General features: G+C 72.3%; 18 protein-coding genes. 3 read left to right on the top strand and 15 right to left on the bottom strand.

All coding sequences use genetic code 11. From position 1 onward, the window contains the following. Window positions 1-31 precede the first annotated feature (31 nt). The 6 genes from ABD808_RS09390 to mnmA form a co-directional block, all read right to left on the bottom strand. Complete coding sequence (locus ABD808_RS09390) at window positions 32-379, bottom strand: hypothetical protein (RefSeq protein ID WP_344893070.1); 348 nt, start codon at window positions 377-379, stop codon at window positions 32-34. Window positions 380-421: 42 nt separating this feature from the next. Further along, on the bottom strand, window positions 422-2,557 hold the full coding sequence (locus ABD808_RS09385) for a putative bifunctional diguanylate cyclase/phosphodiesterase (protein ID WP_344893068.1): 2,136 nt from the start codon (window positions 2,555-2,557) through the stop codon (window positions 422-424). Window positions 2,558-2,813: 256 nt separating this feature from the next. Beyond that, the gene (gene ligA, locus ABD808_RS09380; protein ID WP_344893065.1) at window positions 2,814-4,985 is read right to left on the bottom strand and encodes an NAD-dependent DNA ligase LigA; all 2,172 of its coding nucleotides are present in this window, start codon (window positions 4,983-4,985) and stop codon (window positions 2,814-2,816) included. Window positions 4,986-5,035: 50 nt separating this feature from the next. After that, entirely contained in the window at window positions 5,036-6,052 is a 1,017-nt protein-coding gene (locus tag ABD808_RS09375) for a methionine synthase (RefSeq protein WP_344893062.1), read from the bottom strand. Between the two features lie 25 nt (window positions 6,053-6,077). After that, window positions 6,078-6,893: an LLM class F420-dependent oxidoreductase gene (locus ABD808_RS09370; protein ID WP_344893060.1), complete on the bottom strand. Its 816-nt coding sequence runs from the start codon at window positions 6,891-6,893 to the stop codon at window positions 6,078-6,080. 36 nt (window positions 6,894-6,929) lie between these two features. Beyond that, on the bottom strand, window positions 6,930-8,006 hold the full coding sequence (gene mnmA, locus ABD808_RS09365) for a tRNA 2-thiouridine(34) synthase MnmA (protein ID WP_344893057.1): 1,077 nt from the start codon (window positions 8,004-8,006) through the stop codon (window positions 6,930-6,932). A gap of 244 nt (window positions 8,007-8,250) precedes the next feature. Here mnmA and ABD808_RS09360 point away from each other — a divergent pair, with 244 nt between their 5' ends. Further along, on the top strand, window positions 8,251-9,408 hold the full coding sequence (locus ABD808_RS09360) for a DUF695 domain-containing protein (protein WP_344893054.1): 1,158 nt from the start codon (window positions 8,251-8,253) through the stop codon (window positions 9,406-9,408). 249 nt (window positions 9,409-9,657) lie between these two features. Here ABD808_RS09360 and ABD808_RS09355 read toward each other — a convergent pair whose 3' ends face one another. Continuing rightward, window positions 9,658-10,494, bottom strand: a complete 837-nt coding sequence (locus tag ABD808_RS09355; RefSeq protein ID WP_344893051.1) for a DUF1206 domain-containing protein — start codon at window positions 10,492-10,494, stop codon at window positions 9,658-9,660. Between the two features lie 44 nt (window positions 10,495-10,538). After that, window positions 10,539-11,714 (bottom strand): cysteine desulfurase family protein, encoded by a 1,176-nt coding sequence (locus tag ABD808_RS09350; protein WP_344895328.1) that lies wholly within the window; start codon window positions 11,712-11,714, stop codon window positions 10,539-10,541. A gap of 125 nt (window positions 11,715-11,839) precedes the next feature. On the opposite strand from ABD808_RS09350, the gene ABD808_RS09345 reads away from it, so the two are divergent. Beyond that, entirely contained in the window at window positions 11,840-12,373 is a 534-nt protein-coding gene (locus tag ABD808_RS09345; RefSeq protein WP_344893048.1) for a TetR/AcrR family transcriptional regulator, read from the top strand. 45 nt (window positions 12,374-12,418) lie between these two features. After that, window positions 12,419-13,630, top strand: coding sequence for an MFS transporter (locus ABD808_RS09340; protein WP_344893045.1), 1,212 nt, complete (start codon window positions 12,419-12,421; stop codon window positions 13,628-13,630). Window positions 13,631-13,670: 40 nt separating this feature from the next. Here ABD808_RS09340 and ABD808_RS09335 read toward each other — a convergent pair whose 3' ends face one another. The 7 genes from ABD808_RS09335 to ABD808_RS09305 form a co-directional block, all read right to left on the bottom strand. Continuing rightward, a complete protein-coding gene (locus tag ABD808_RS09335; protein ID WP_344893042.1) occupies window positions 13,671-14,621 on the bottom strand; it encodes an electron transfer flavoprotein subunit alpha/FixB family protein in 951 nt (316 codons plus the stop codon). Between the two features lie 23 nt (window positions 14,622-14,644). Beyond that, complete coding sequence (locus tag ABD808_RS09330; protein ID WP_344893039.1) at window positions 14,645-15,424, bottom strand: electron transfer flavoprotein subunit beta/FixA family protein; 780 nt, start codon at window positions 15,422-15,424, stop codon at window positions 14,645-14,647. A gap of 159 nt (window positions 15,425-15,583) precedes the next feature. After that, window positions 15,584-16,894: a protein kinase domain-containing protein gene (locus ABD808_RS09325; RefSeq protein ID WP_344893036.1), complete on the bottom strand. Its 1,311-nt coding sequence runs from the start codon at window positions 16,892-16,894 to the stop codon at window positions 15,584-15,586. Between the two features lie 25 nt (window positions 16,895-16,919). After that, a complete protein-coding gene (locus tag ABD808_RS09320) occupies window positions 16,920-18,854 on the bottom strand; it encodes a serine/threonine-protein kinase (RefSeq protein WP_344893032.1) in 1,935 nt (644 codons plus the stop codon). A gap of 50 nt (window positions 18,855-18,904) precedes the next feature. Beyond that, window positions 18,905-19,747: a serine/threonine-protein kinase gene (locus ABD808_RS09315; protein WP_344893029.1), complete on the bottom strand. Its 843-nt coding sequence runs from the start codon at window positions 19,745-19,747 to the stop codon at window positions 18,905-18,907. 40 nt (window positions 19,748-19,787) lie between these two features. After that, entirely contained in the window at window positions 19,788-20,738 is a 951-nt protein-coding gene (locus ABD808_RS09310) for an acyl-ACP desaturase (RefSeq protein WP_344893026.1), read from the bottom strand. A gap of 212 nt (window positions 20,739-20,950) precedes the next feature. Beyond that, on the bottom strand, window positions 20,951-21,718 hold the full coding sequence (locus tag ABD808_RS09305; RefSeq protein WP_344893023.1) for an SDR family NAD(P)-dependent oxidoreductase: 768 nt from the start codon (window positions 21,716-21,718) through the stop codon (window positions 20,951-20,953). Window positions 21,719-21,730: the final 12 nt, after the last annotated feature.

Genomic DNA, 21,730 nt, shown 5'->3' with positions numbered 1-21,730 from the left:
GGTTTTGCTTGGGCGCGCCGCCCGGCGGGCGTCACTCCTGCGGCGGTGCCTGCTGCCCGTACTGCTGCTGGCCGTACTGCTGGGGCTGGCCGTACTGCTGCGGGTACGGCTGTCCCTGCTGGGGGACGGCGCCCTGCTGGTACGGGAAGGTGACCTGCTTCGGCTTCGAGTCCGACAGTTTCAGGCCGGTCAGCGCGGCCCCGCCCATGACCGCGCAGGAGAGCATGATGAAACCGGCGCCGATCACCGTGGCCATGTCCTCGGACGTGATCTCCTCCCCGGAGTCCGCGGACCCCGAGTCGATGATCATCAGGAGCATCAGGCCCATTCCGACGAGCGAGACGCCGAACACCACAAAGCGAAGGGTGTTGTTGTTCATGGCCCGGAATCGTAGTGCTCGCGGGGGTTTCGCGGGTATGGGTCAGGCGGCCGGTTCGGGGGCGCGTTGGACGTGGCGGCGGAGCCAGTCGGTGGCGGTCTCGGCGTCCATCGGGCGGCCGAAGTGCCAGCCCTGGGCGGCGTCGCAGCCGATCTCGCGGAGCATTCCCGCGGTGGCCGGGTCCTCGACGCCCTCGGCGACCGAGCGCAGGCCGAGGGTGCGGGCGAGGTCGACGATGGAGCGGACGATGACGGCGTCCTCGGGCGACTCGACGAGCCGTCCCACGAACGAGGAGTCGATCTTGATCTCCTCGACCGGCAGCCGGTTCAGCCGGACGAGGGAGGAGTAGCCGGTGCCGAAGTCGTCCAGGCTGAGGGGGATGCCGAGTTCGGCGAGCGCGCCGACGGTGTCGGAGGCGTAGGCGGGCTCGTTCATCAGGATCCGCTCGGTGATCTCCAACTGGAGAGCGGCGGCGGGCAGGCCGCGGGCGAGCAGGCCCTCCTCGATGGTCTCGGTGAGGCCGGTGTCGAACAGGTCGCGTCCGGACGCGTTCACCGCGACCTGGACGGTGAGGTCCTCCCGCCACCAGGCGGCGGCCTGCGTGAGGGCGGCCTCCACGACATGGCGGGTGATCGAGCGCATCAGGTACGTCTGCTCGGCGACCGACAGGAACGACGCGGGTTCGAGGATGCCCCTGTCAGGATGGCGCCAGCGCAGTAGCGCCTCCATGCCGACGAGCTGGCCGTCCCGCAGCGCCACCTTCGGCTGGTAGAAGAGTTCGAGTTCGGAGCGGTCGACGGCGCGGCGCAGGTCGCCGAGCATGCGCAGCCGGGCCGGGGAGTTGCGGTCCTTGCGGGCGGAGTAGATCGCGACGCCGGAGCGGGCCTCCTTGGCGTTGTACATGGCGACGTCGGCGCGTTGCAGGAGCAGCTCGAAGTCGGGCGCGTGGTCGGGGAACAGCGCGATGCCGACGCTGGCCTCCAGATCGAACGACATGCCGTCGAGCCGGACGGGTTCGCTGAGCGCGGCGCGCAGCCGGGCGGCGACCTCGCGGGCGTTGGCCTCGTCGCGGACGGACGGCAGCAGCACCGCGAACTCGTCGCCGCCGAGCCGCGCCACGAGGTCGCCGGGACGGACGCTGTGCGTCAGGCGGTGCGCGACGATCTGGAGGAGGCGGTCGCCGGTGGGATGCCCGAGCGTGTCGTTGACCTCCTTGAAACGGTCGAGGTCGAGCAGGAACAGCCCGCAGCGGTGCTTCGGATCGTCGGTGGTCTTGCGCAGCCGCGACCCGATCCCGGCGCGACCGCCGCGCCGGGGGGCGGTCCGTTTCTCCGTGTCGCGTTTCTCGGCGCCGCGCGCTTCGGCGAGGGCCTCCTCGGTCCGGACGATCAGCAGCTTGCGGTTCGGGAGGCCGGTCAGCCCGTCGTGCAGGGCCTGGTGTTCGCGCCGGACCGACACCGAGGCGTTCAGGTAGACGGCGATGAACGGCAGCACGATCAGCGGGAGGAAGACGGCGGAGCGGTCCATGGCCACGACCATCAGCGGGGCCAGGCCGAGCAGCGCCAGGTGCACGAGGACCTGGTAGCCGAGGTCCCAGCGGAGCGCCTTGACCAGGGAGATCCGCTCGTGCAGCGCGATGGCGGAGCCGACGAGCGTGTCGTTGCAGAGGAAGTAGACGGTCCCGGCGAGCGCGACCGCGGGGAGGTCGGCGCCGTCCGGCACCCACGGGTCGGTGGGGGTCGCGACGTCGCCGAACAGCGCGAGGACGAGTTCGGCGGCGGCGAAGCTGAGGACGTACTGCGCGACGTTGAACGCGATGCGGTGCGGGGTGCGGCCGCGGAAGATGCCGCAGGTGATGACGGCGACGGCCTGGAGGGCGGCGGCGATCGGCAGCCCCGCGTACAGCAGCGCGGCGAACGAGAACGTGGTGGACGTCGTCGCCCCGTTGTGCCCGGTGGAGCCGGGCGTGACGATCGGCCGCAGCTCGCCGAAGATGATGAAGCAGGCGAGGATCCAGAACACCGGCATGCGGACGAGCGCGTCCAGGTCGGCGCCCGTCAGCCCGGTGAACGCGACGGCGCAGGCGACGCCGCCGAGCAGGATGACGGCGACGAAGTAGATCCACAACGGGGAGCCGCGGCGCGGTGCCGTGTTCCGCGTGTTGTTCGGGTCCTTCATCACATCCTCGGGGGGTTCGGGGGGCCGTTCCCCCGGCACCGGGCGTCCCCGCCCCCGGGGGACTCCCCCCGGGTGTCACGTCCGGAGATTCAGGTGTGGGTCGTGATGAGAGGGAGAGTACGACCTTCGCTCAACTTCGCGAAACCGTTTGGGCACGTTCCGTTATGCCCGGCCCCCGCCCGCTCCTCACCGTTGGGTAGTTAAAGTGTACCCCTGAGTAACGCGAACCTGGTGGCGACGTTTTGACCACGCGGGGTTATTCGTCGGCGCTCACGGTCACGTTTTTGGCCGCATCCGGCCCCTCGGCGAGCAGCACCCGGAACCCGTCCTCCGCCAGGACCGGTACGCCCAGCTTGACCGCTTTGTCGTATTTAGAGCCGGGGCTGTCGCCGACGACCACGAAGCCCGTTTTCTTGGACACCGACCCGGACACCTTGCCGCCGAGCCGCTGCACCGCCTCGGTCGCCGAGTCGCGACTGAAGCCCTCCAGCGACCCGGTGATCACCACGCTGACGCCCTCCAACGGACGCGGGCCCTGCGCGCCCTCGTCCTCCATCCGGACGCCCGCGGTCCGCCACTTCTCGACGATCTCGCGGTGCCAGTCGACCTCGAACCACGCCCTGATCGAGGCCGCGATCGTCGGGCCGACGCCGTCGACCGCCGCCAGCTCCTCCTCGGAGGCGGTCGAGATCGCGTCCATCGACCGCATCTCGCGGGCCAGGTCCTGCGCGGCCGAGGGCCCGACGTGCCGGATCGACAGCGCCACCAGCACCCGCCACAGCGGCTGCTGCTTCGCCTTCTCCAGCTCGTCGAAGAGGATCTCGACGGTCTTCTTCGGCTCGCCCTCCTTGTTGGCGAAGAAGGACACGACCTTCGGCTCGTCGGTCTTCGGGTCGATCTTGGACGTGCCCGTCCGCTGGTCGAGCACGAGGCTCCTGATCGGCAGCAGTTGCTCCACGGTCAGGTGGAACAGGTCTCCCTCGTTCTTCACCGGCGGGTCGGACGGCTCCAGCGGCTGCGTCAGCGCCGTCGCGCCGACATAGCCGAGCGCCTCGATGTCGAGCGCGTTGCGTCCGGCCATGAAGAACAGCCGCTCACGCAGTTGCGCGGGACAGTAGCGGGCGTTCGGGCAGCGGATGTCGGCGTCGCCCTCCTTCTCGTACGCCAGTTCGGTGCCGCACTCGGGGCAGGTGGCGGGCATCTGGAACTCGCGCTCGGACCCGTCCCGCAGCGCGGCCACCGGCGCCACGATCTCGGGGATCACGTCACCGGCCTTGCGCAGCACGACCGTGTCGCCGATCAGCACGCCCTTGCGCTTCACCTCGCTCGCGTTGTGCAGCGTGGCGCGCTCGACGGTGGACCCGGCGACCTTCACCGCCTCCATCACGCCGTAGGGGGTGACGCGGCCCGTCCGCCCGACGCCGACCTTGATGTCGAGGAGCTTGGTGTTGACCTCTTCCGGGGGGTACTTCCACGCGATCGCCCAGCGCGGCGCGCGGCTCGTCGACCCGAGCCGACGCTGCAACGAGAACTGGTCGACCTTGACGACCACGCCGTCGATCTCGTAGGCGGTGCCGTGCCGGTCGTCGCCGTACTCGGCGATGTACGCGCGGACGGCGTCCATCCCGTCGAGCACCCGGTAGCGGTCGCTGACCGGCAGGCCCCAGCCGCGCATCAGCTCGTAGGCGCCGGACTGGCTCTCGGGCTGCGTCCCGCCGCGCCACGCGCCGAACCCGTGGACGAGCATGCCGAGCGGCCGGTGCGCGGTGACGCGCGGGTCCTTCTGGCGCAGCGAGCCCGCCGCCGCGTTGCGCGGGTTGGCGAACGGCTCCTTGCCCTCCTCGACCTGCGCGGCGTTCACCTGCTCGAACCCCTCGACGGGCAGGAACACCTCGCCGCGGACCTCCAGCACGTCCGGCCAGCCCTCGCCCGCCAGCACGTCGGGGATGTCGGCGATGGTGCGGACGTTGTTGGTGACGTCCTCGCCGGTGCGGCCGTCGCCGCGGGTGACGCCCCGGACGAGCCGCCCCTTCTCGTAGGTCAGCGCGATCGCGAGTCCGTCGATCTTCAGCTCGCACAGGTAACCGGCGACCTCGCCGACCTCCCGGACGACGCGGTCGTCCCACGCCTGCAACTCGTCGCCGGTCATCGCGTTGTCGAGGCTCTGCATCCGCTCCAGATGCCGGACGGTCGCGAAGTCGGTGATGATCGGCGCGCCGACCCGCTGCGTCGGCGAGTCGGGCGTGACCAGTTCCGGATGGCGCGCCTCCAGGTCGTGGAGCTCGCGCATGCGGGCGTCGTACTCGGCGTCGGTGAGCGTCGGCTGATCGAGGACGTAGTAACGGTAGTTGGCCTCGTCGATCTCCCGGCTCAGCTCAAGATGCCGCTGCCGTGCCTGGCTGGGAACACCGTCGTCGCTCATGCTCATGCCCCCATTGTGGCCGCCACCACCGACAATATGGCCTGCGCCGCGCCTGGTCAGGCCGCCGCCTCATAGATCATCCGGGCGGTCTCGCGGCACCGTCTCAGCGCGGCCCTGACGTGCCGGGGCGACGCGCCCGCCAGCCCGCAGGACGGGGTGATCACGACCTGTTCGGCCAGCCGCGCGGGCGGGAACCCGAGCCGCCGCCACAGCTCCCGTACCGGATGGGCGGTCGTCTGGAGGGACGGCAGGACGGCGTCGGTCGCGGGCACCGCGCCAAGGAGAAGGCCCGTCCCCGCGTCGATCGTCTCCCCCATCGCGTCGTCGTCGCGTCTCGGGACCACGCTCAGATCGACCGAGATCGCCTTGGCTCCGGCGCCGCGCAGCAGCGCGTACGGGACGTTCCGCGCGCAGCAGTGGACGATCGGATAGGCCGCGTCGTCCGCCGAGACCGTCTCGATCACCGTCCGGAGCGTGTCCTCCGCGACGGGCGCCTCGACGGCGCGCAGGCGCGAGAAGCCACTGGCGGTCGGGACCGTCCCGGCAAGGACGGCGGGCAGGCTCGGCTCGTCGAGCTGGAGCAGGATCCGCGCGGCGGGCAGGCGGCGGCGGACGTCCGCGACATGCGCGGCGACGCCCTCGGCGAGCGAGGCGGCCAGGTCGCGGACGGCGCCCGGATCCTTCAGCGCCCGGTCGCCGTGCCGCAGCTCGATCGTCGCGGCCAGCGTCCACGGCCCGCACACCTGGATCTTGAACGGCCCGTCGTGGCCGCCCGCCTGCTCCTCCAGCGCGTCCAGGTCGCGGGCCAGATGGTCGTGGGACCGGAGTGTGTCGCGGCCCGGACGGTCGGAGAACCGCCAGCCGGACGGTTGCAGGTGCACTGGCATGTCGAGCAGCAGCCCGGCCGTCCGTCCGGTGAGGTCGGCGCCGGGGCCGCGCGCGGGCAGTTCCGGCAGATGCGGCAGCTCGGGCAGTTCACCCAGAACGACCCGCAGCGCCTCCGCCGGGTCATCGCCCGGATAGGACCCGACCCCGGTCGCCGTCCCCGTCTGCCAGGGGTAACTCGTCGTCACGGGTGGCACCCTACCGGCGCGGCGATCACGTCAGCTCGGCGAACCGGTCCAGGATGCGGAGGGACTCGTCCTCGGGTTCGGTGGGGAGCTGGAACAGCACCTCGTCGACGCCCGCGGCCTCCAGCTCGGCGACGATCTCACGCCTGTCGGGCGTCGCGAACACGGTGACCGGCACCGCGCGGCCCGCCCCTTCCCGCAGCTCCGCGATGTTCGCGACGAGATCGCCCGCGGCGCCGTAGATCGGCATCCACCCGTCGCCGAACTCCAGGACGCGGTCGAACGTCGTCGGCCCCGCGCCGCCGATCAGGACGGGCGGGTGCGGCTCCTGCACCGGCTTCGGATAGGAGAACACCGGGTCGAAGTCGACGAACTCGCCGTGGAACTCCGCCTCGTCCTTCGTCCACAACTCCTTCACGGCGAGCACCCGCTCGCGCAGCAGCCGCATCCGGGTCGTCGGGTCGGTGCCGTGGTTGCGCATCTCCTCCCGGTTCCAACCCGCGCCGATGCCGAGCGCGGCCCGTCCATCGGAGACCAGGTCGAGCGACGCGACCTCCTTGGCCAGCGTGATCGGGTCCCGCTGGATGATCAACGCGATGCCCGTGGCGACCCGCAGCCGCTCCGTCGCCGTCGCGGCGGCGGTCAGCGCGACGAACGGGTCGAGCGTCCGGTGGTAGTGGCGCGGCAGCTCGTCGCCGCCCGGCCACGGCGTCTCGCGCTTCACCGGGATGTGCGTGTGCTCCGCGACGTAGAGCGACGCGAACCCGCGCTCCTCAAGCGCCCGCCCGAGGGCCGCGGGCCGGATCCCGTCGTCGGTCACGAACGTCGACACACCGAATTCCACAACACCCTCCAACGTAAAGATCGTCCGATCGAAACCCTAGGCGGGGACTCGGACGGTGTCGGCGATCGTGGCCGAGCCCAGCACGCGGTCGCCGTCGTACAGGACGGCTGCCTGCCCCGCCGCGACACCACGGGCCGGGGCCGCGAGGCTGACGCGCAGCACGTCGCCGTCGACCTCGGCCGTGCAGGCGTGGACCTCACCGTGCGCGCGGAGCTGGACGTGGCACCCGAACGGCCCGTCCGGGACGTCGCTCAGCCACACCGGACGCTCGCCGGTGATCTCCCGCACGTCCAGGGACTCGCGCGGACCCACGGTCACCGTGTTCGTCACCGGAGAGATGTCCAGGACGTAGCGGGGGCGCCCGTCGGACGCGGGCGTCCCGATCCGCAGCCCCTTGCGCTGCCCGATCGTGTAGGCGTAGGCGCCGTCGTGCTGGCCCACCTCGGTGCCGTCGGCGTCGACAATCGGGCCGGGCGCCGTGCCGAGCCGCTCGGCGAGGAAGCCGCGCGTGTCGCCGTCGGCGATGAAGCAGATGTCGTGGCTGTCGGGCTTGTCGGCCACCTGGAGGCCGCGCCGCTCCGCCTCCCGGCGGATGTCGGCCTTGGCGGTGTCGCCGAGCGGGAACAGCGCGTGCGCGAGCTGCTCCGGCGTGCAGACCGCGAGAACGTACGACTGGTCCTTGGACTCGTCGACGCCGCGCCGCAGGACGCCGCCGTCCAGCCGCGCGTAGTGGCCGGTGCAGACGGCGTCGAACCCGAGCGCCATGGCGCGGTCCAGCAGCGCCGCGAACTTGATCTTCTCGTTGCAGCGCAGGCACGGGTTCGGGGTACGTCCCGCCGCGTACTCGCTGACGAAATCTTCCACGACGTCCTGGTGGAAGCGTTCGGCGAGATCCCACACGTAGAAGGGGATGCCGATCGCGTCGGCGGCGCGGCGGGCGTCCCTGGAGTCCTCCAGGGTGCAGCAGCCGCGCGCGCCCGTCCGGTACGACTGCGGATTGCTGGACAGGGCCATATGCACGCCGGTGACGTCGTGCCCGGCCTCGGCGGCACGGGCGGCGGCCACGGCGGAGTCGACGCCGCCCGACATGGCGGCAAGTACACGCAGAGCCATAACTCTTCGAGGGTACGCGCCATGGCCCGCGTCCCCGACACTATTTCCGGACGCGGGCGGACGCCATCGGAGGGGGCGGCCTTCCACGGGAAGAGCGGCGGCTCACGTAGGGTTTACGCAACGGGCATGGCCTCGCCGGATCTCCCGCCGAGCCCCCGCCATGCCGGCACATCCTCCAGCGACCTCATCGGCCCCGGTCATGAGGCGGTTCGGCCGCTTGACCACGACAAGGAAGAGACGACAGTTGGGAATCTTCCGTCGTCCGCGGGACACGTCCGCCGTGACGCCGCCCGCGATCAGCGAGTTCTGGGACTGGTGGGCGCAGGCCCGCCCGACGATCGAAGCGTCCCTGGCGTCCGGGCCCGACCGGCCCGAACCGGACCCGGCCGAGTTCGACACGGCCGACATCGACATGTCCGAACTCGACTCCGTCGACGTCGACGCCGCCGAGGCGGACGCGTCCGAACCCGGCGGCGGGCTGTCCGCGGAGGCGATGGAGGAGCTGTCGCGCCGCATCCACAAGATCAACCCGGGGCTGCTGTGGGAGATCGGCGGCGCGGAGGACCGCGCCCCGTCCCTCACCGTCACCGGCGGCGGGAACCCCGAGCTGCGCGGCATCACCGAACGCTGGGTGCGCGCCGCGCCGACCGGCCCGGCCGCCGCCGGATGGACGTTCCACCCCGCGCGCCAGCCCGACCCGGAGATGCTCGGCCAGGACCTCATCCTCGGCGACCACGAGTTCGACCTGGAGTACGTCCGGCTCGGCATGCGCGCCGACGCCGACCGGGCCCGCGTGCACCTCACCGCCTACCACCCCGACTTCCTGTTCGTCGCCGACGAGCAGCGGATCCAGGTCGCGCTGAACGTCCTGCACTGGGCCCTCGGCGAGGACGACGTCGCCCGCTGGGTCGGCGAGGTCTCGATCGCCACCGAGGCGCCGATCGACTCGCTGCCGCCGTCGATGCTGCCCTCGGTCGTCGAGCAGATCTCCGAACCGTTCTCCGAGCCCGCCTGGCTGACCGGAGAGGGCCGCACGCCGCGCGGCCACCCCGCCCGCCTCGGCGCCCGGTTCCCACTGCACCGCCAGGACTACCCGCTCTGCGACCTGCACGTGGCGATCAGCGTCCCGTACGCCAACAGCAACCCCGACCGGCTACCCGTCGAACCGTCGTCGGGCGCGCTGCGCGCCTTCGAGAAGAAACTCGGCAAACTCGGCGACCGCGCCGTCCTCGCCGTCCGCGAAACCGGCGACGGCCTACGCGTCTTCCACCTGTACGTCGACCCCGACTCAGGCGTCATCTCCGAACTCGACCAACTCACCGCAGGATGGGCCGAAGGCAAAGCAAAACTAGCCTCCACAAGCGACCCAGGCTGGAAAGCCCTAGCCCCCTACCAGCCCTAATCTCCCAGGGGGCTGTGTCTTCCCAGGGGGGCGACCCCCTGGAACCCCCGTTGGCGGGCGGTGGGCCCTTTTCGTGCGCCGCTGGGGCGGCTTACGAAAACGGCCCACCGCCCGTCGGGTCGCGCGACCTACGGCGCTGGGGCGCCTCCGGCCACGCGACCCGTGGACTCGATCTTGCGGTCATCAGACGCGATGGGGCGTGTTCGGTCACGCGACCCGTGGTTCGGTCCTGCGGTCATCGGACGCGCGTCAGGTTGGGCGGGTTGTGGGGTTGAGTTTGCGGTAGTGGGCTTCGCTCAGGCTGTAGAGGCCGAAGGTGAGGACTCCGGCGGCCAGGGCGGCCAGGCCCCAGGGGCCTGCGGGGGTTGTGGCGAATTCGCGGAGGGCGCCGTCCAGGCCCTTGGCCTTGTCTGGTTGGAAGGTCAGGGCGGCGTAGGCGAGGAAGGCGCCGACTGCGGCGGCGACCAGGCCACGGGACGTGTTGCCTATGACGCCGAACGGCTGGACGGCGCGTTGGGCGAGGCGGCCCATTCGGGCGGTTTCGAGTTCGTCCATGAAGGTGCGGCGGGCCGCGTTGACGATCACTACGGCGCCCCAGACCACGACCGCTGCGGCGATTGCCAGGACCAGCCAGCGGCCGCCTGGCTGCCCCATCAGGCGTGCGGTCAGGGTCTTCGACTGCTGGTCGCTGGATTTGCCCTGGTAGCCGAACTGGAACGCCAGCGTCGCCGCGCAGCCGGCCGCGTAGACGAGGGCGCGTCCGGCGGAGGCCAGGCGCTTGGTGGGGGCGTCGCCGTCTGGCACGGGACGGCCGTAGGCCGCTTCCGCGCACTGCCAGAGGGCCAGGGCGGCGAAACCGGCGACCATCAGCGCGAGGATCAGTTGGCCGCCGGGTTTGTCGGCGACGATCTGTAGCGCGCCCTTTCGGTCGGCCTCCGGGCCGCTGCCGCCGAAGGCGACCCGGAGGGCCAGCCAGCCGATGAGTAGGTAGAGGAATCCTCGCGCGATCAAGCCGACGCGGGACATGGCGTGAAACCAGGGGTGTCCCGCCGCTTGTTCGAGTCCGTTGCTCGTGTCCGTCGCCACGGACACGCCGTCCCCGTTCAAGGGACGGTCAAACACGGACAAAGTCAGCTGAGGCCCGCGCGGCGGGCGCGGTCCACGGCCGGGCCCAGGGCGTCGGCGAGGGTTTTGATGTCGGCCTCGGTGGAGGTGTGGCCGAGGGTGAAGCGCAGCGAGCCGCGGGCGTGGTCGGCGGGCGTGCCCATCGCGGTCAGGACGTGGCTGGGCTGCGCCACTCCGGCCGAGCAGGCCGAGCCGGTCGAGCAGGCGATGCCGCGGGCGTCCAGCAACATCAGCAGCGCGTCGCCCTCGCAGCCGGGGAAGGAGAAGTGCGCGTTGCCGGGGAGCCGGTCGGTGGGGTCGCCGTTCAGGATCGCGTCCGGGACGGTGGCGCGGACGGCGTCGACCAGCCGGTCGCGCAGTTCGGCGAGGCGGCGGGCCTCGGCGTCGCGGCGGGCCACCATGGCTTGGACGGCGGCGGCGAACCCGGCGACGGCGGGCGTGTCGAGCGTCCCGGAGCGGACGTCGCGTTCCTGGCCGCCTCCGTGCAGCAGCGGCACCGGGTCGAGGAAGACGGGCTCCTTGGGCTTGGCGAGCAGGAGCGCGCCGACGCCGATGGGTCCGCCCAGCTTGTGGCCGGTTATGGACAGCGCCTGCGCGCCGCTCGCCTCGAACGAGACGGGCAGCGCCCCGGCGGCCTGGACGGCGTCGGTGTGCAGCGGCACCCCGGCCGCGCGGGCGACGGCGGCCAGTTCGGCGACCGGCTGGACCGTGCCGACCTCGTTGTTGGCCCACATCACGGTGACGAGCGCCACGTCGTCGCCCGAGCCAAGCACGTCGCGAAGCGCCTCGGGGCGGACGCGGCCCACCGAGTCGACGGGCACCCAGTCGACGCGGGCGCCCTCGTGGTCGGCGAGCCACCGCGCGGAGTCGAGGACGGCGTGGTGCTCCACGGCGCTCGCCAGCACCCGGACGCGGGCGGGGTCGGCGGCGCGGCGGGCCCAGTAGAGGCCCTTGACGGCGAGGTTGTCGGCCTCGGTGCCGCCGGAGGTGAACACGACCTCGCTCGGCCGGGCGTCGAACGCCTCCGCGATGATCTCGCGGGACTCCTCGACGATCCGGCGGGCCCGGCGCCCCGCCGCGTGCAGCGAGGACGGATTCCCCAGTTCGCGCAACTCCGCCGTCATGGCCTCGACGGCCTCGGGGAGCATCGGGGTGGTCGCCGCGTGATCGAGGTAGGTCACCACGCCCACAACAGTATCCGCGCCCTTGCTGTTCCGTTCCGGGCGCCCGCCCGTACCGGGGGAATACGGCGGACCGGTACCGGGTTAGCGGCTCTGAACCGTCCAGCCGGTACAGTGAGCCGACCATGAAGAGAGATGTCCTCCTGGACGCCGCCGAGGCCGTCCTGTCCGAGCAGGGCACGCAGGCGCTGACCCTCAACGCCGTCGCCGAGCGGGCGGGTGTCAGCAAGGGCGGGCTGCTCTACCACTTCCCCACGAAGGAGTCGCTCGTCCGGGCCATGGTGGCGCGGACCATCGACGAGTTCGACGACCTGATCGCCTCCTACATCGACTCCTACGGCGACGGCGCCCCGGACGCCTACACCCGCGCATACGTCGAGGCCACGTTCGAGATCCTGACCGGCGACGCCCGCACGCACCGGCGCTGGTCGGCCATCACGGCCGCCGCGACCGGCCCGGAGCAGGCCGAGCCGTTGAACGAGGCGATGCGGCGCTGGCACACCCGCGATCCGGCGGGCGACTCCGACCCGTCCGCGGCGACGGTCGTCCGGCTCGCGGCCGAGGGTCTCTGGGAGGTCATGGGCCACGCGCCCGGCCTGTACGGCGAGGAACAGCTCGAAACACTGAAGCAGCGGCTCCTGGCGCTGCTGGACCGATAGCCCCCGATCTCCGTCCTGGAGCGTTCCACGAGAAAGAGGTGAGCCGTGCTGTTCCGCGCCCGTTCGGGGTCGTTCCTGACCTTCGCGGTGGCGGGGTTGATGACCGGGGTCTGGGTGTCCCGGATGCCCGCGCTGGCCGACAAGTTCGGGGCGAACGAGAGCGAGATCGGCATCGTCGTCCTCGTCTGGGGGCTCGGCGCGATCACGGCCATGCAGGCGCTGCGCGGCGTGATGGCCCGCGCCGGGAGCCGCGCCACCCTGCGGGTCGCGCTGCCGCTGACGGCGCTGTCGTACGCGGTGGTCGCGCTCGCCCCCACCTACGGCGTGCTGCTCGGCGCCGTCGTGGTGTTCGGCATGACGTTCGGCGTCACCGACATCGCGATGAACGCGCAGGGCACCGCTGTCGAGCGGGCGTACAAACGGCCGATCATGAGCGGCATGCACGCCGGGTGGTGTACCGGCGCGATGAGCGGCGGCCTGCTCGGCGTCGTGACGGCGGCGGTCGGGCTCGGGTTCACCACGACGATCCTGGCCGCGGCCCTGCTGACACTGCCCGCCAGCCTCGCGCTCGGCCGCACCTACCTGCCCGAGCCACCGGTCTCGGCGGCGACCGGGACGGGACGCGGATCGCACCGCCTGCCCGCCGCCGTGTACCTGATCGGCGCCCTCTGTTTCATCGCGTTCATGACCGAGGGGGCCATCGCCGACTGGAGCGGGCTGCTGCTGCACGACGGGATGGGCGCGAGCGAGGCCTTCGCGGCGGCGGGCCTTCCGACGTTCGAGCTGGCGATGCTGCTCGGACGGATCTTCGGCGACCGCGTCCGGACGCGCCTCGGCACCCGCAGGATGCTGGCCGGGGCGGGCGTCGGCACCGCGATCGGGATGTCCATCGTCGTGCTGGCACCCGTGCCCGCCGTCGCCATCGCCGGGTTCTTCGTCACGGGCGTGATGGTCTGCACGGTCGTCCCCACGACGATCTCGCTGGCGGGCACCGCGGCGCCGGACCGTCCTGCCGCCGCCGTCGCCCAGGTCGGCGCGATCGGCTACGGCGGACTGCTGCTCGGCCCCGTCGTGGTCGGGTTCCTGTCGGACGCCACGTCGCTGCGGCTGGGCGTCGGCACGGTCGTCGTGCTGGCCCTGCTCATCGCCGCCGGGGCCCGGTTCGTCCCGCTGCGGGAGGTCGCCGACGTCGCCGCGCTCGACGTGCCCGCACGGGCCGACGAGGGCGACACCCGGCCCGAGCCCTCGGCCGCCTGACCGCCCCGGCGACCTCGGTCGCCGGGGCCGAGCCTGACGGTCACTTCCGCTTGGTGATCTCCTCGGTGAGCTGCGGCGCGACGTTGAACAGGTCGCCCACGACGCCGTAGTCGACGAGCTCGAAGATCGGCGCCTCCGGGTCCTTGTTGATGGCGATGATGGTCTTCGAGGTCTGCATCCCGGCCCGGTGCTGGATGGCGCCGGAGATGCCGACCGCGATGTACAGCTGCGGCGACACGGTCTTGCCGGTCTGGCCGACCTGGAAGGAGTGCGGGTACCAGCCCGCGTCGGTCGCCGCGCGGGACGCCCCGACGGCGCCGCCGAGCGAGTCGGCCAGGCCCTCGATGATCGAGAAGTTGTCGGCGCCACCGACGCCGCGTCCACCGGACACCACGATCGCGGCCTCGGTCAGGTCGGGGCGCTCGCCCTTCTCCTGGACGACCTTCTCCACGACCTTCGCGGCCTTGTCGGCGTCCGAGAGCGTGACGCTGACCTGCTCCTCCGCCGGGGTCGCCGGGGCGGCCTCGGGGGCGACGGAGTTGGGCCGGACGGCGATGATCGGCGTGCCGGTCCGCACCCTTGCGTGCGCGACGACGCCGCCGCCGAAGATGGAGTGCTCGGCGACGAAGCCGTCGGTGACGTCCACGACGTCGGTGAGCACGCCGGACCCGGTCCGCACCGCGAGCCGTCCGGCGACCTCCTTGCCCTCGGCGGTCGCGGCGACCAGCACCGCCGCCGGGGACGACGCGGCCACGAGCTGCGCGAGGAGCGCGGCCTTCGGCGCGACGACGTAGGAGGTCAGCTCCTCGTCGGCGGCCACGTACACCTTGCCCGCGCCGTACTCGGCGAGCCTGTCCCTGCCGCTGTCGTAGCCGGGGCCTACCCAGACCGCGGCGGCCTCGCCAAGCCGGTTGGCCAGCGTCAGCAGTTCGAGCGTGACCTTCTTGACCTCACCGTCGACATGGTCGACGAGGACGAGAATCTCCGCCATCGTTCGCTAATCCCCTTCCCCGGTCAGACGAACTTCTTCGACGCGAGGAACTCGGCGATCTTCACTCCGCCGTCGCCCTCGTCGGTGACGATCTGGCCCTTCTCGCGCGGCGGGGCCTCGGCGAAGTCGACCACCTCGGTGGCCGCGTTCGCCAGGCCGACCTGGCCCGCGTCGATCCCCGCGTCGGCCAGACCGAGCGTCTCCACCGGCTTCTTCTTGGCCGCCATGATCCCCTTGAAGGAGGGGTAGCGCGGTTCGTTGATCTTCTCGATGACGCTGACGACCGCGGGCAGGCTGGCCTCGACCCGGTCGTAGCCGTAGTCGGTCTGCCGCTGCACTGTGACGGACGTCCCGTCGATCTCGACCTTGCCCGCGAGCGACAGCTGCGGGACGCCGAGCCGTTCGGCGAGCATCGCGGCGAGCAGCCCCGTCCGCGCGTCGGTGGACTCCGACCCGAGGATCACCAGGTCGAACCCGGTGCGGCCGAGCGCCTGCTGGATCGCGTAGGAGGTCTGGAGCGCGTCGGACCCGGCGAGCCCGTCGTCGATGAGGTGCACCGCCTTGTCGGCGCCCATCGCCAGGGACTTGCGGATGGAGTCGGTGGCCTTGTCGGGGCCCATGGTCAGGACGGTCACCTCGCCGCCGTGCGCCTCCTTGACGCGCAGCGCCTCCTCGATCGCGTACTCGTCGAGTTCGTTGATGACGCCGTCCGCGGCGGCGCGGTCGAGGGTGCTGTCATCGGACTTCAGCTTGCGCGGGCTCTCCGTGTCGGGAACCTGCTTCACCAGGACGACGATGTTCATGGCCGGTGGCCGACCTCCCCTGCATTCGGTTGGCCGCCGAGATCAGCGGCGTATTCGGTCTCACAGCCTGCCAAACATCCGAACGGGTTTCGGACTCGGGTCCCCGATTCGGCGTGCACCCCAGATGTTACTCGCGAGTAGGGGACGATCAAAACTCGTTCAGAACCGGTCGACGCTCGTCTGGAGCCGGTCCATCGTGCCCTCCAGCGAACTCTGCAACCCGTACATGGGCGAGAAGCTCGGGGTCAGCGTCAGCGCGCCGACCGCCGCCGCCAGCGCCAACGCGCCGAGGACCACGCCCGCGACCGCGATGTCGCGGGGCCGCCGCGCGACGGTCAGGAACATCCGCTCCAGTTGCCGACGGGGGCCGCTGACGCCGGGTGCCGTCCACAGCACCGCCGCGCCCGCCCCGGCGCCGAACGCGCAGGCGCTGAGCGAATCGATCTCGCCGCCGACCGCCGACACCGCGACGAGCCCGAGCGGCACGGCGACCGTGAACGCCGCCGCGTACGGGACGGTCAGCAGCGTCCGGCCGAGCGCCCACGCCCAGCCGCGCGCCGACGTCCCCGCGACCCGCAGCAACGTCACCGCGCCGACCGACAGCACCAGGCCCGCGATCGGGGCCATGATCACGATGCCGACCGCGATGACCACGACCAGGGCCGCGAGCAGCCGTGCCCATCCCCGCGCCACGGCCAGCCCGTGCGCCGCCGGTGCGAACGCGGGCGGCGGGACGGACTCCGACAAAGGCGGCATCGGTTGCGGCGCGGGCGGTTCCGGTGCGCGTGGCGCGGGTGGCACCGGGACCGGCGGACGCGGCGGCGCCTCGGGCAAGGTCAGGCGGGACGCGGCCTCGGCCAGATCGGCGGCCTCCGGGCGGGCGCCCGGATCGGCGGCTCGGGCCGCCTCGACCAGCGGGCGCAGCGCGGCGGGCAGAACGTCGACGGACGCCGCACGGTCGCCGGTGGCGGCGAACGTCACGGTCGCGGCCCAGGCGAGAACGTCTCCGGCGGCGTCGGCCCCGGCGGTCAGCGCGAAGTCGACGACGACGGGCGCGCCGTCCACGACCAGGACCGTCTCGGGGCCGAGGTCGCCGTGCGCGAGGCCGGTGCGGTGGATCGCGGCCAGCGCCTTGGCCAGCCCGGACGCCATCCGGCGCAGCGCGTCGCCCGCCATCGGCCCCTGCTCGGCGAGCGTCTCGGCCAGCGGCCGTCCTGGGACGAACCGGGACACGACATAGGGCGGGGACGCGGCGGCGTCGCCGTCCAGAACGTCCACCACGTAGGGGCTGAGCACCTCGCGCATCCGGTCGATGTCGGGGACGGCGCCGGGCGCGAGCAGCCGGATCGCCACGTCGCGGCCGTCGGGTCCGGCGGCCCGGTGGACGGCTCCGGGGCCCGTGTCGGCGCCGAGCCTGGACAGCAGCCGGTACCGGCCGAGGTGCGCCTGACCGTCGATCCTGCCGCTCATATCGGACGCCACCCTACCGACCGGGTCACCTTCCCGGCAGGTCGGACACGAGGTCGCGGACGTCGGCGCGCAGGCCCTCCAGGTCCTGGCTCATCCCGTCCAGCGGGGTCGTGTCGGGCGGCTGGTCCCGCGACAGCACGGCCAGCACGGCGGCGAAGACCCCGACGACCAGCACGCCCGCGATCGCCGCCCCGGTGCGCGGGAAGATCGCGCCCCAGATCCGGGCTAGTTGGCGCCGGGGCGCGCCGCTGCCCGGCGCGAGGCAGAGCAGCCCGATCACCGCCATGGCGGAGTACGCGATGGCGGACGAGGCGGTCATGTCCGACTTGGCGATGATCAGCACCCCGAGCATGATCAGCCCGGCGGCGACGCTGAGCGACGTCCACAGCACCGTGGACATCAGCGCGCCCGGCAGGTGCAGCGGCGTCCGGAACGCGGCGGCCACCGCGTCGCCGGTGCGCGGGCCGCGCCGCGTCTGCCGTCCCTCCATGCCCTTGGCGGCCTTGTCGGCCATGCGCAGGACGAACGCGCCCACGACCGTGACGCCGACGGAGAACAGTGGCGCGATGTCGGCGAAGGCGAGCAGCGCCACCAGGACGAGGAGGCTGAGCACCCGGTACCAGGCGTACGGCTTGCGGCGGTCGCGTTCCGCGCGGGCGCGGGCGTCGACGTCGGCGCGGGCCTGGTCGACGCGCCGCTGCCCCTGCTGGTCGTACGGTCCGGGGCCGCGCTGCACCGCGCCCGGCGGGGGCTGGTTGGGCGGGGGCGCGTAAGGCGGCGGGTATCCGGCGGACTGGTCGTAGGGGGCGGGCGGCGCGTAGCCGCGACCCTGGTACCGCTCGCCCGCCTTGTAGGGCGCGGGGCCCGGCGGCGGGACGGGCGGCGGCGCGGCGGGCGGAAGCTGCCCGACGAAGTCCCTCGGTTGCGCCGGCGCCGGAGGCAGCTGCGCGGGCGGAGGGCCGGGCACCGGGATCGCGTCCGAACCGGGCGTGGTGGGACGCGCCTCGGGCGGCGCCGGTGCGGGCGCCGGGAGCGGCATGGAGAACTGCCGGGAGTGGTCGGCCGCCGTCTCGTCGGGCGCGGGCGGCGTACTGACCGAGGGTGCGGCGGCGGACGGGTAGTGCCGGTCGACCCGCGTCTGGTCGGTGATGGTCGCTTCGATGTGGATGCGCCGGGCGAGCTGCACCAGGTTGACCGCGGTGGGACGTTCGGCCGGGTGGCGCGCCATCGCCGACCGCAGCACGGGCAGCAGCGGCTCGGGCACGCCGGCCAGGTCGGGCGTGCCCTGCATGATCTTGTAGAAGATCGACTCGAAGGTGCCGGAGCCGAACGGCGGGCGTCCGGTCGCGGCGTAGGCGACCGTCCCGGCCCAGGCGTGCACGTCCGACGGCGGGCCCGCGTCCTCACCCTCGATCAGCTCGGGGGCCAGGTAGCCGGGCGTGCCGATGACCATGCCGGTCGCGGTGAGCCGGGTCGCGTCGGCGGCCTGCGCGATGCCGAAGTCGATCACGATGGGCTCGCCGTCCACGAGCATCACGTTGCCGGGCTTCATGTCCCGGTGCACGATCCCGGCGCCGTGGATCGCCGACAGCGCCGCGCCGAGGCCGACCGCGAGCCGCTGGAGCGCGGGCCCGTAGATCGGGCCCGAATCCTCGACGACCTCCTCCAGCGTGCGTCCCGGCACGTACTGGGTGACGATGTAGGGCTGGTCGGCGGTCACGTCGGCGTCGAGGATCTCCGCGACGTTCGGGCTGTGCACCCGGCGCATCGAGTCGACCTCCCTGGCCAGCCGGCGGCGCGCGGTGGCGTCGCCCGCGACCGCGGGTCGCAGCACCTTGATGGCCACATCGCGCCCCTCGGGGTCGGCGCCGAGGTAGACGACGCCCATCCCCCCTTCCCCCAGGGTCTGGAGCACGCTGTAGTGGCCGATCTGGTCCCCGGACGTGACAGCTCCCCTCATCGTTTCCGAAACCCTACCTTCGCCGATCGTCCCCGAAATCGCATCGATCGTCAGGCCGCCGCACCGGATCGCCTGGTCACCGGGCCCCCGCCCACCGGTCCGCCCGAGGGTTTGTCGGCGAGCGCGCCCGCGAGCCACCGGGCGGTCGGACGCTGCGCCGGGTCGCGCCGGAACGCCGCCCGCAGCAGCCCCGCCAGCGGCTCGGGCACGCCGTCGAGGTCGGCCTGGCCGCGCAGGATGCGGAAGCACACCCCGTGCAGCGAGCCGCGCCCGAACGGCGGGCGTCCCGTCGCGGCGAACGCGACCGTCGACGCCCACGAGAACACGTCCGAGGCGGGCGCGGCGCGGCCGCCCTCGATCAGCTCGGGCGCCAGGTAGGCGGGCGTCCCCACGACCATCCCGCGCCTGGTGATCTGCTCGGCGCCCGCCTCGTGCGCGATCCCGAAGTCGATCAGCGTCGGCCGGTCGCCCAGCACGATCACGTTGCCGGGCGCGACGTCCCGGTGCAGGACGCCCGCGTCGTGGACGTCCCCGAGCGCGAGCGCGAGCCGCCGCGCGAACCGGACGAGCCGGTCATGGCGCAGCGGCCCGTACGCCTCGACGAGGTCGCCGAGCGGGCAGCCGGCCACGTACTGCATGACCACATACGGCCGCTCCGCCGTGATCGCCCCGTCCAGCAGGCGCGCGACGTAGGCGCTGCGCACCCGCGCCTGCGCCGACATCTCGCGGGCGAGCCGGCCGATCGCCTCCGGCTCCCCCGCCACCTCCGGGCTCAGCTCCTTCACCGCGACCTCGCGGCCGCTCGGATCGATCGCCAGGTGGACGATCGCCGTGCTCCCCCGGCCGATCTCGTCCAGCAACCGATACCCGCCCAGTCGCCGATGCGTCCCCATGCATCGTTTGACGCCACAAAACTGGCACTCGTTCCCGCCGTCAGCCCTTCCTGGCCTCCTGGCGGGCGCGGCGCTCCTCCCGGCGGGTCTCGAACTTGGTCGCCGAGGCGTCGAGCTGCGCCAGGAACTCGCCGAGTTCGTCGCGGGCCTTCGCGCCGTCGCCGGTGAACCCGCCGCGGTCGAAGATGTTCCAGTTGCGCAGCACGGGGATGAGGACGTCGTCGTGGTGCAGCCGCAGGTCGTAGATGCCCGAGTTGGCGATCAGGACGGACTTGCGGAGGAAGCCGTCGATGCTGTGACCGGGCATCTGGAACCCCTTGACGACGTCGGTGATCGCCCGCATCGTCGCGTCCGGCTCGGCCTCCAGCGCGGCCGCCATCAGGTTCCGGTAGAAGATCATGTGGAGGTTCTCGTCGGCGGCGACGCGGGCCAGCATCTGCTCGCACAGCGGGTCGCCGGACGCCCTGCCGGTGTTGCGGTGCGACACGCGGGTGGCGAGTTCCTGGAACGACACGTACGCCGCGCCGTGCAGGAACGAGTCGCCGTGGTCGGCGTCGTATCCGGCTTCCATGTGCTTCATGCGGGCGCGTTCCAGCGCGACCGGGTCGACCGCGCGGGTGGCGGTCAGGTAGTCGCGGATGACGATGCCGTGCCGGTTCTCCTCGGCCGTCCACCGGTTCACCCAGGTGCCCCAGGCGCCGTCACGGCTGAACGCGGTGGAGATGGCGTTGTGGTAGCCGGGCAGGTTGTCCTCGGTGAGCAGGTTGACGATGAGCGACTCGCGCGCTTCCGGGCTCAGCTTCGACTGCTCGAGCGACCACGGTTCGCCGTCCAGGGGCCCGTCGAAGTCGCTGCCCTGGCTCCACGGAACGTACTGGTGAGGGAACCATTCCTTGGCCATCGACAGGTGCCGGTTCAGTTCTTGCTCGACCACCGGCTCGAGGTCGATCAGGAGACCGTGCTTGAGCTTCTCTTCGGGGGTCAGGGACATGCGGTTCCTTCGCTGGACGAGGGCGGTCGTCTTGCCGGGCTCGCACCGCCGTGCTCGCGGCGCGAAAGGGGCTGCCAGCAGGTGGTACTTAACCTACGCAACCGTAGGTTCGATCGTCGCCAGTCCATGCGTGCCCCGTCAAGTCACCCCCGTAACAAGCGGGTGGCGCCGAGTTTTGTAGATCCGAGCAATAAACCGGGGTGAGTCGTTTGTCACCGACTGTCCGCTGCCTGCTGCCTCATCAGGTTCACCGCGGCCCGCAACAGCGGTCTCGGGACGAGCCGCAGCGCGGGAAACGCCGCCTTGTACTGCACGCCCGGGATGCACAGTGCGCGCCCGGCGGCCACCGCGTCCAGCCCGGCCCGCGCCACGTCGTCGCGGCGCAGCCACATCGGATGGGACGGGGCGTCGTCGTCGGTGCGCATGAACCCGGGGCACAGCGCGGTCACGTGGACGCCCGCGCCCGCGACCTCCGAGTGCAGGCTCTCGGAGAACGACGCCACGTACGCCTTCGTCGCCCCGAAGGTGGCGCAGCCGGGCGACGGCGCGAACCCCGCCATCGACGCCACGTTCAGCACCCCGCCGCGCCCGCGTCCGACCATCCCCGGCAGCGCGGCGTGGGTCAGCCGGACGAGCGCCGTCACGTTCAGTTCGACCTGGGCGAGATGGTCGTCGACGGGCGCGTCCGCGAACGCTCCAAAAGCGCCGTGACCGGCGTTGTTCACCAGAAGCTCGACCGGGTCCTCGCTCAGCCGCCCCTCGACCTCGGCGCGCTGGAAGGGGTCGGTGAGGTCGGCGGCCACCACCTCCACGGCGACGCCGTACCGCTCGACCAGTTCGCGGGCCAACTCGTCCAGCCGCGCGGGCCGCCGCGCCACGATCACCAGATCGGCGCCGCGGCCCGCGAGGAGGCGTGCGAAGCTCGCGCCGATCCCGCTGGTCGCACCCGTCACAAGGGCGGTGCGATACGCGTGTCGCATGGCCGGTGATGG

The sequence above is a fragment of the Actinomadura meridiana genome (assembly GCF_039537545.1).
GTDB lineage: Bacteria > Actinomycetota > Actinomycetes > Streptosporangiales > Streptosporangiaceae > Spirillospora > Spirillospora meridiana.
The sequence above is the reverse complement of the archived record's forward strand: the minus strand, read 5'-3'. Positions and strand labels throughout refer to the sequence as shown.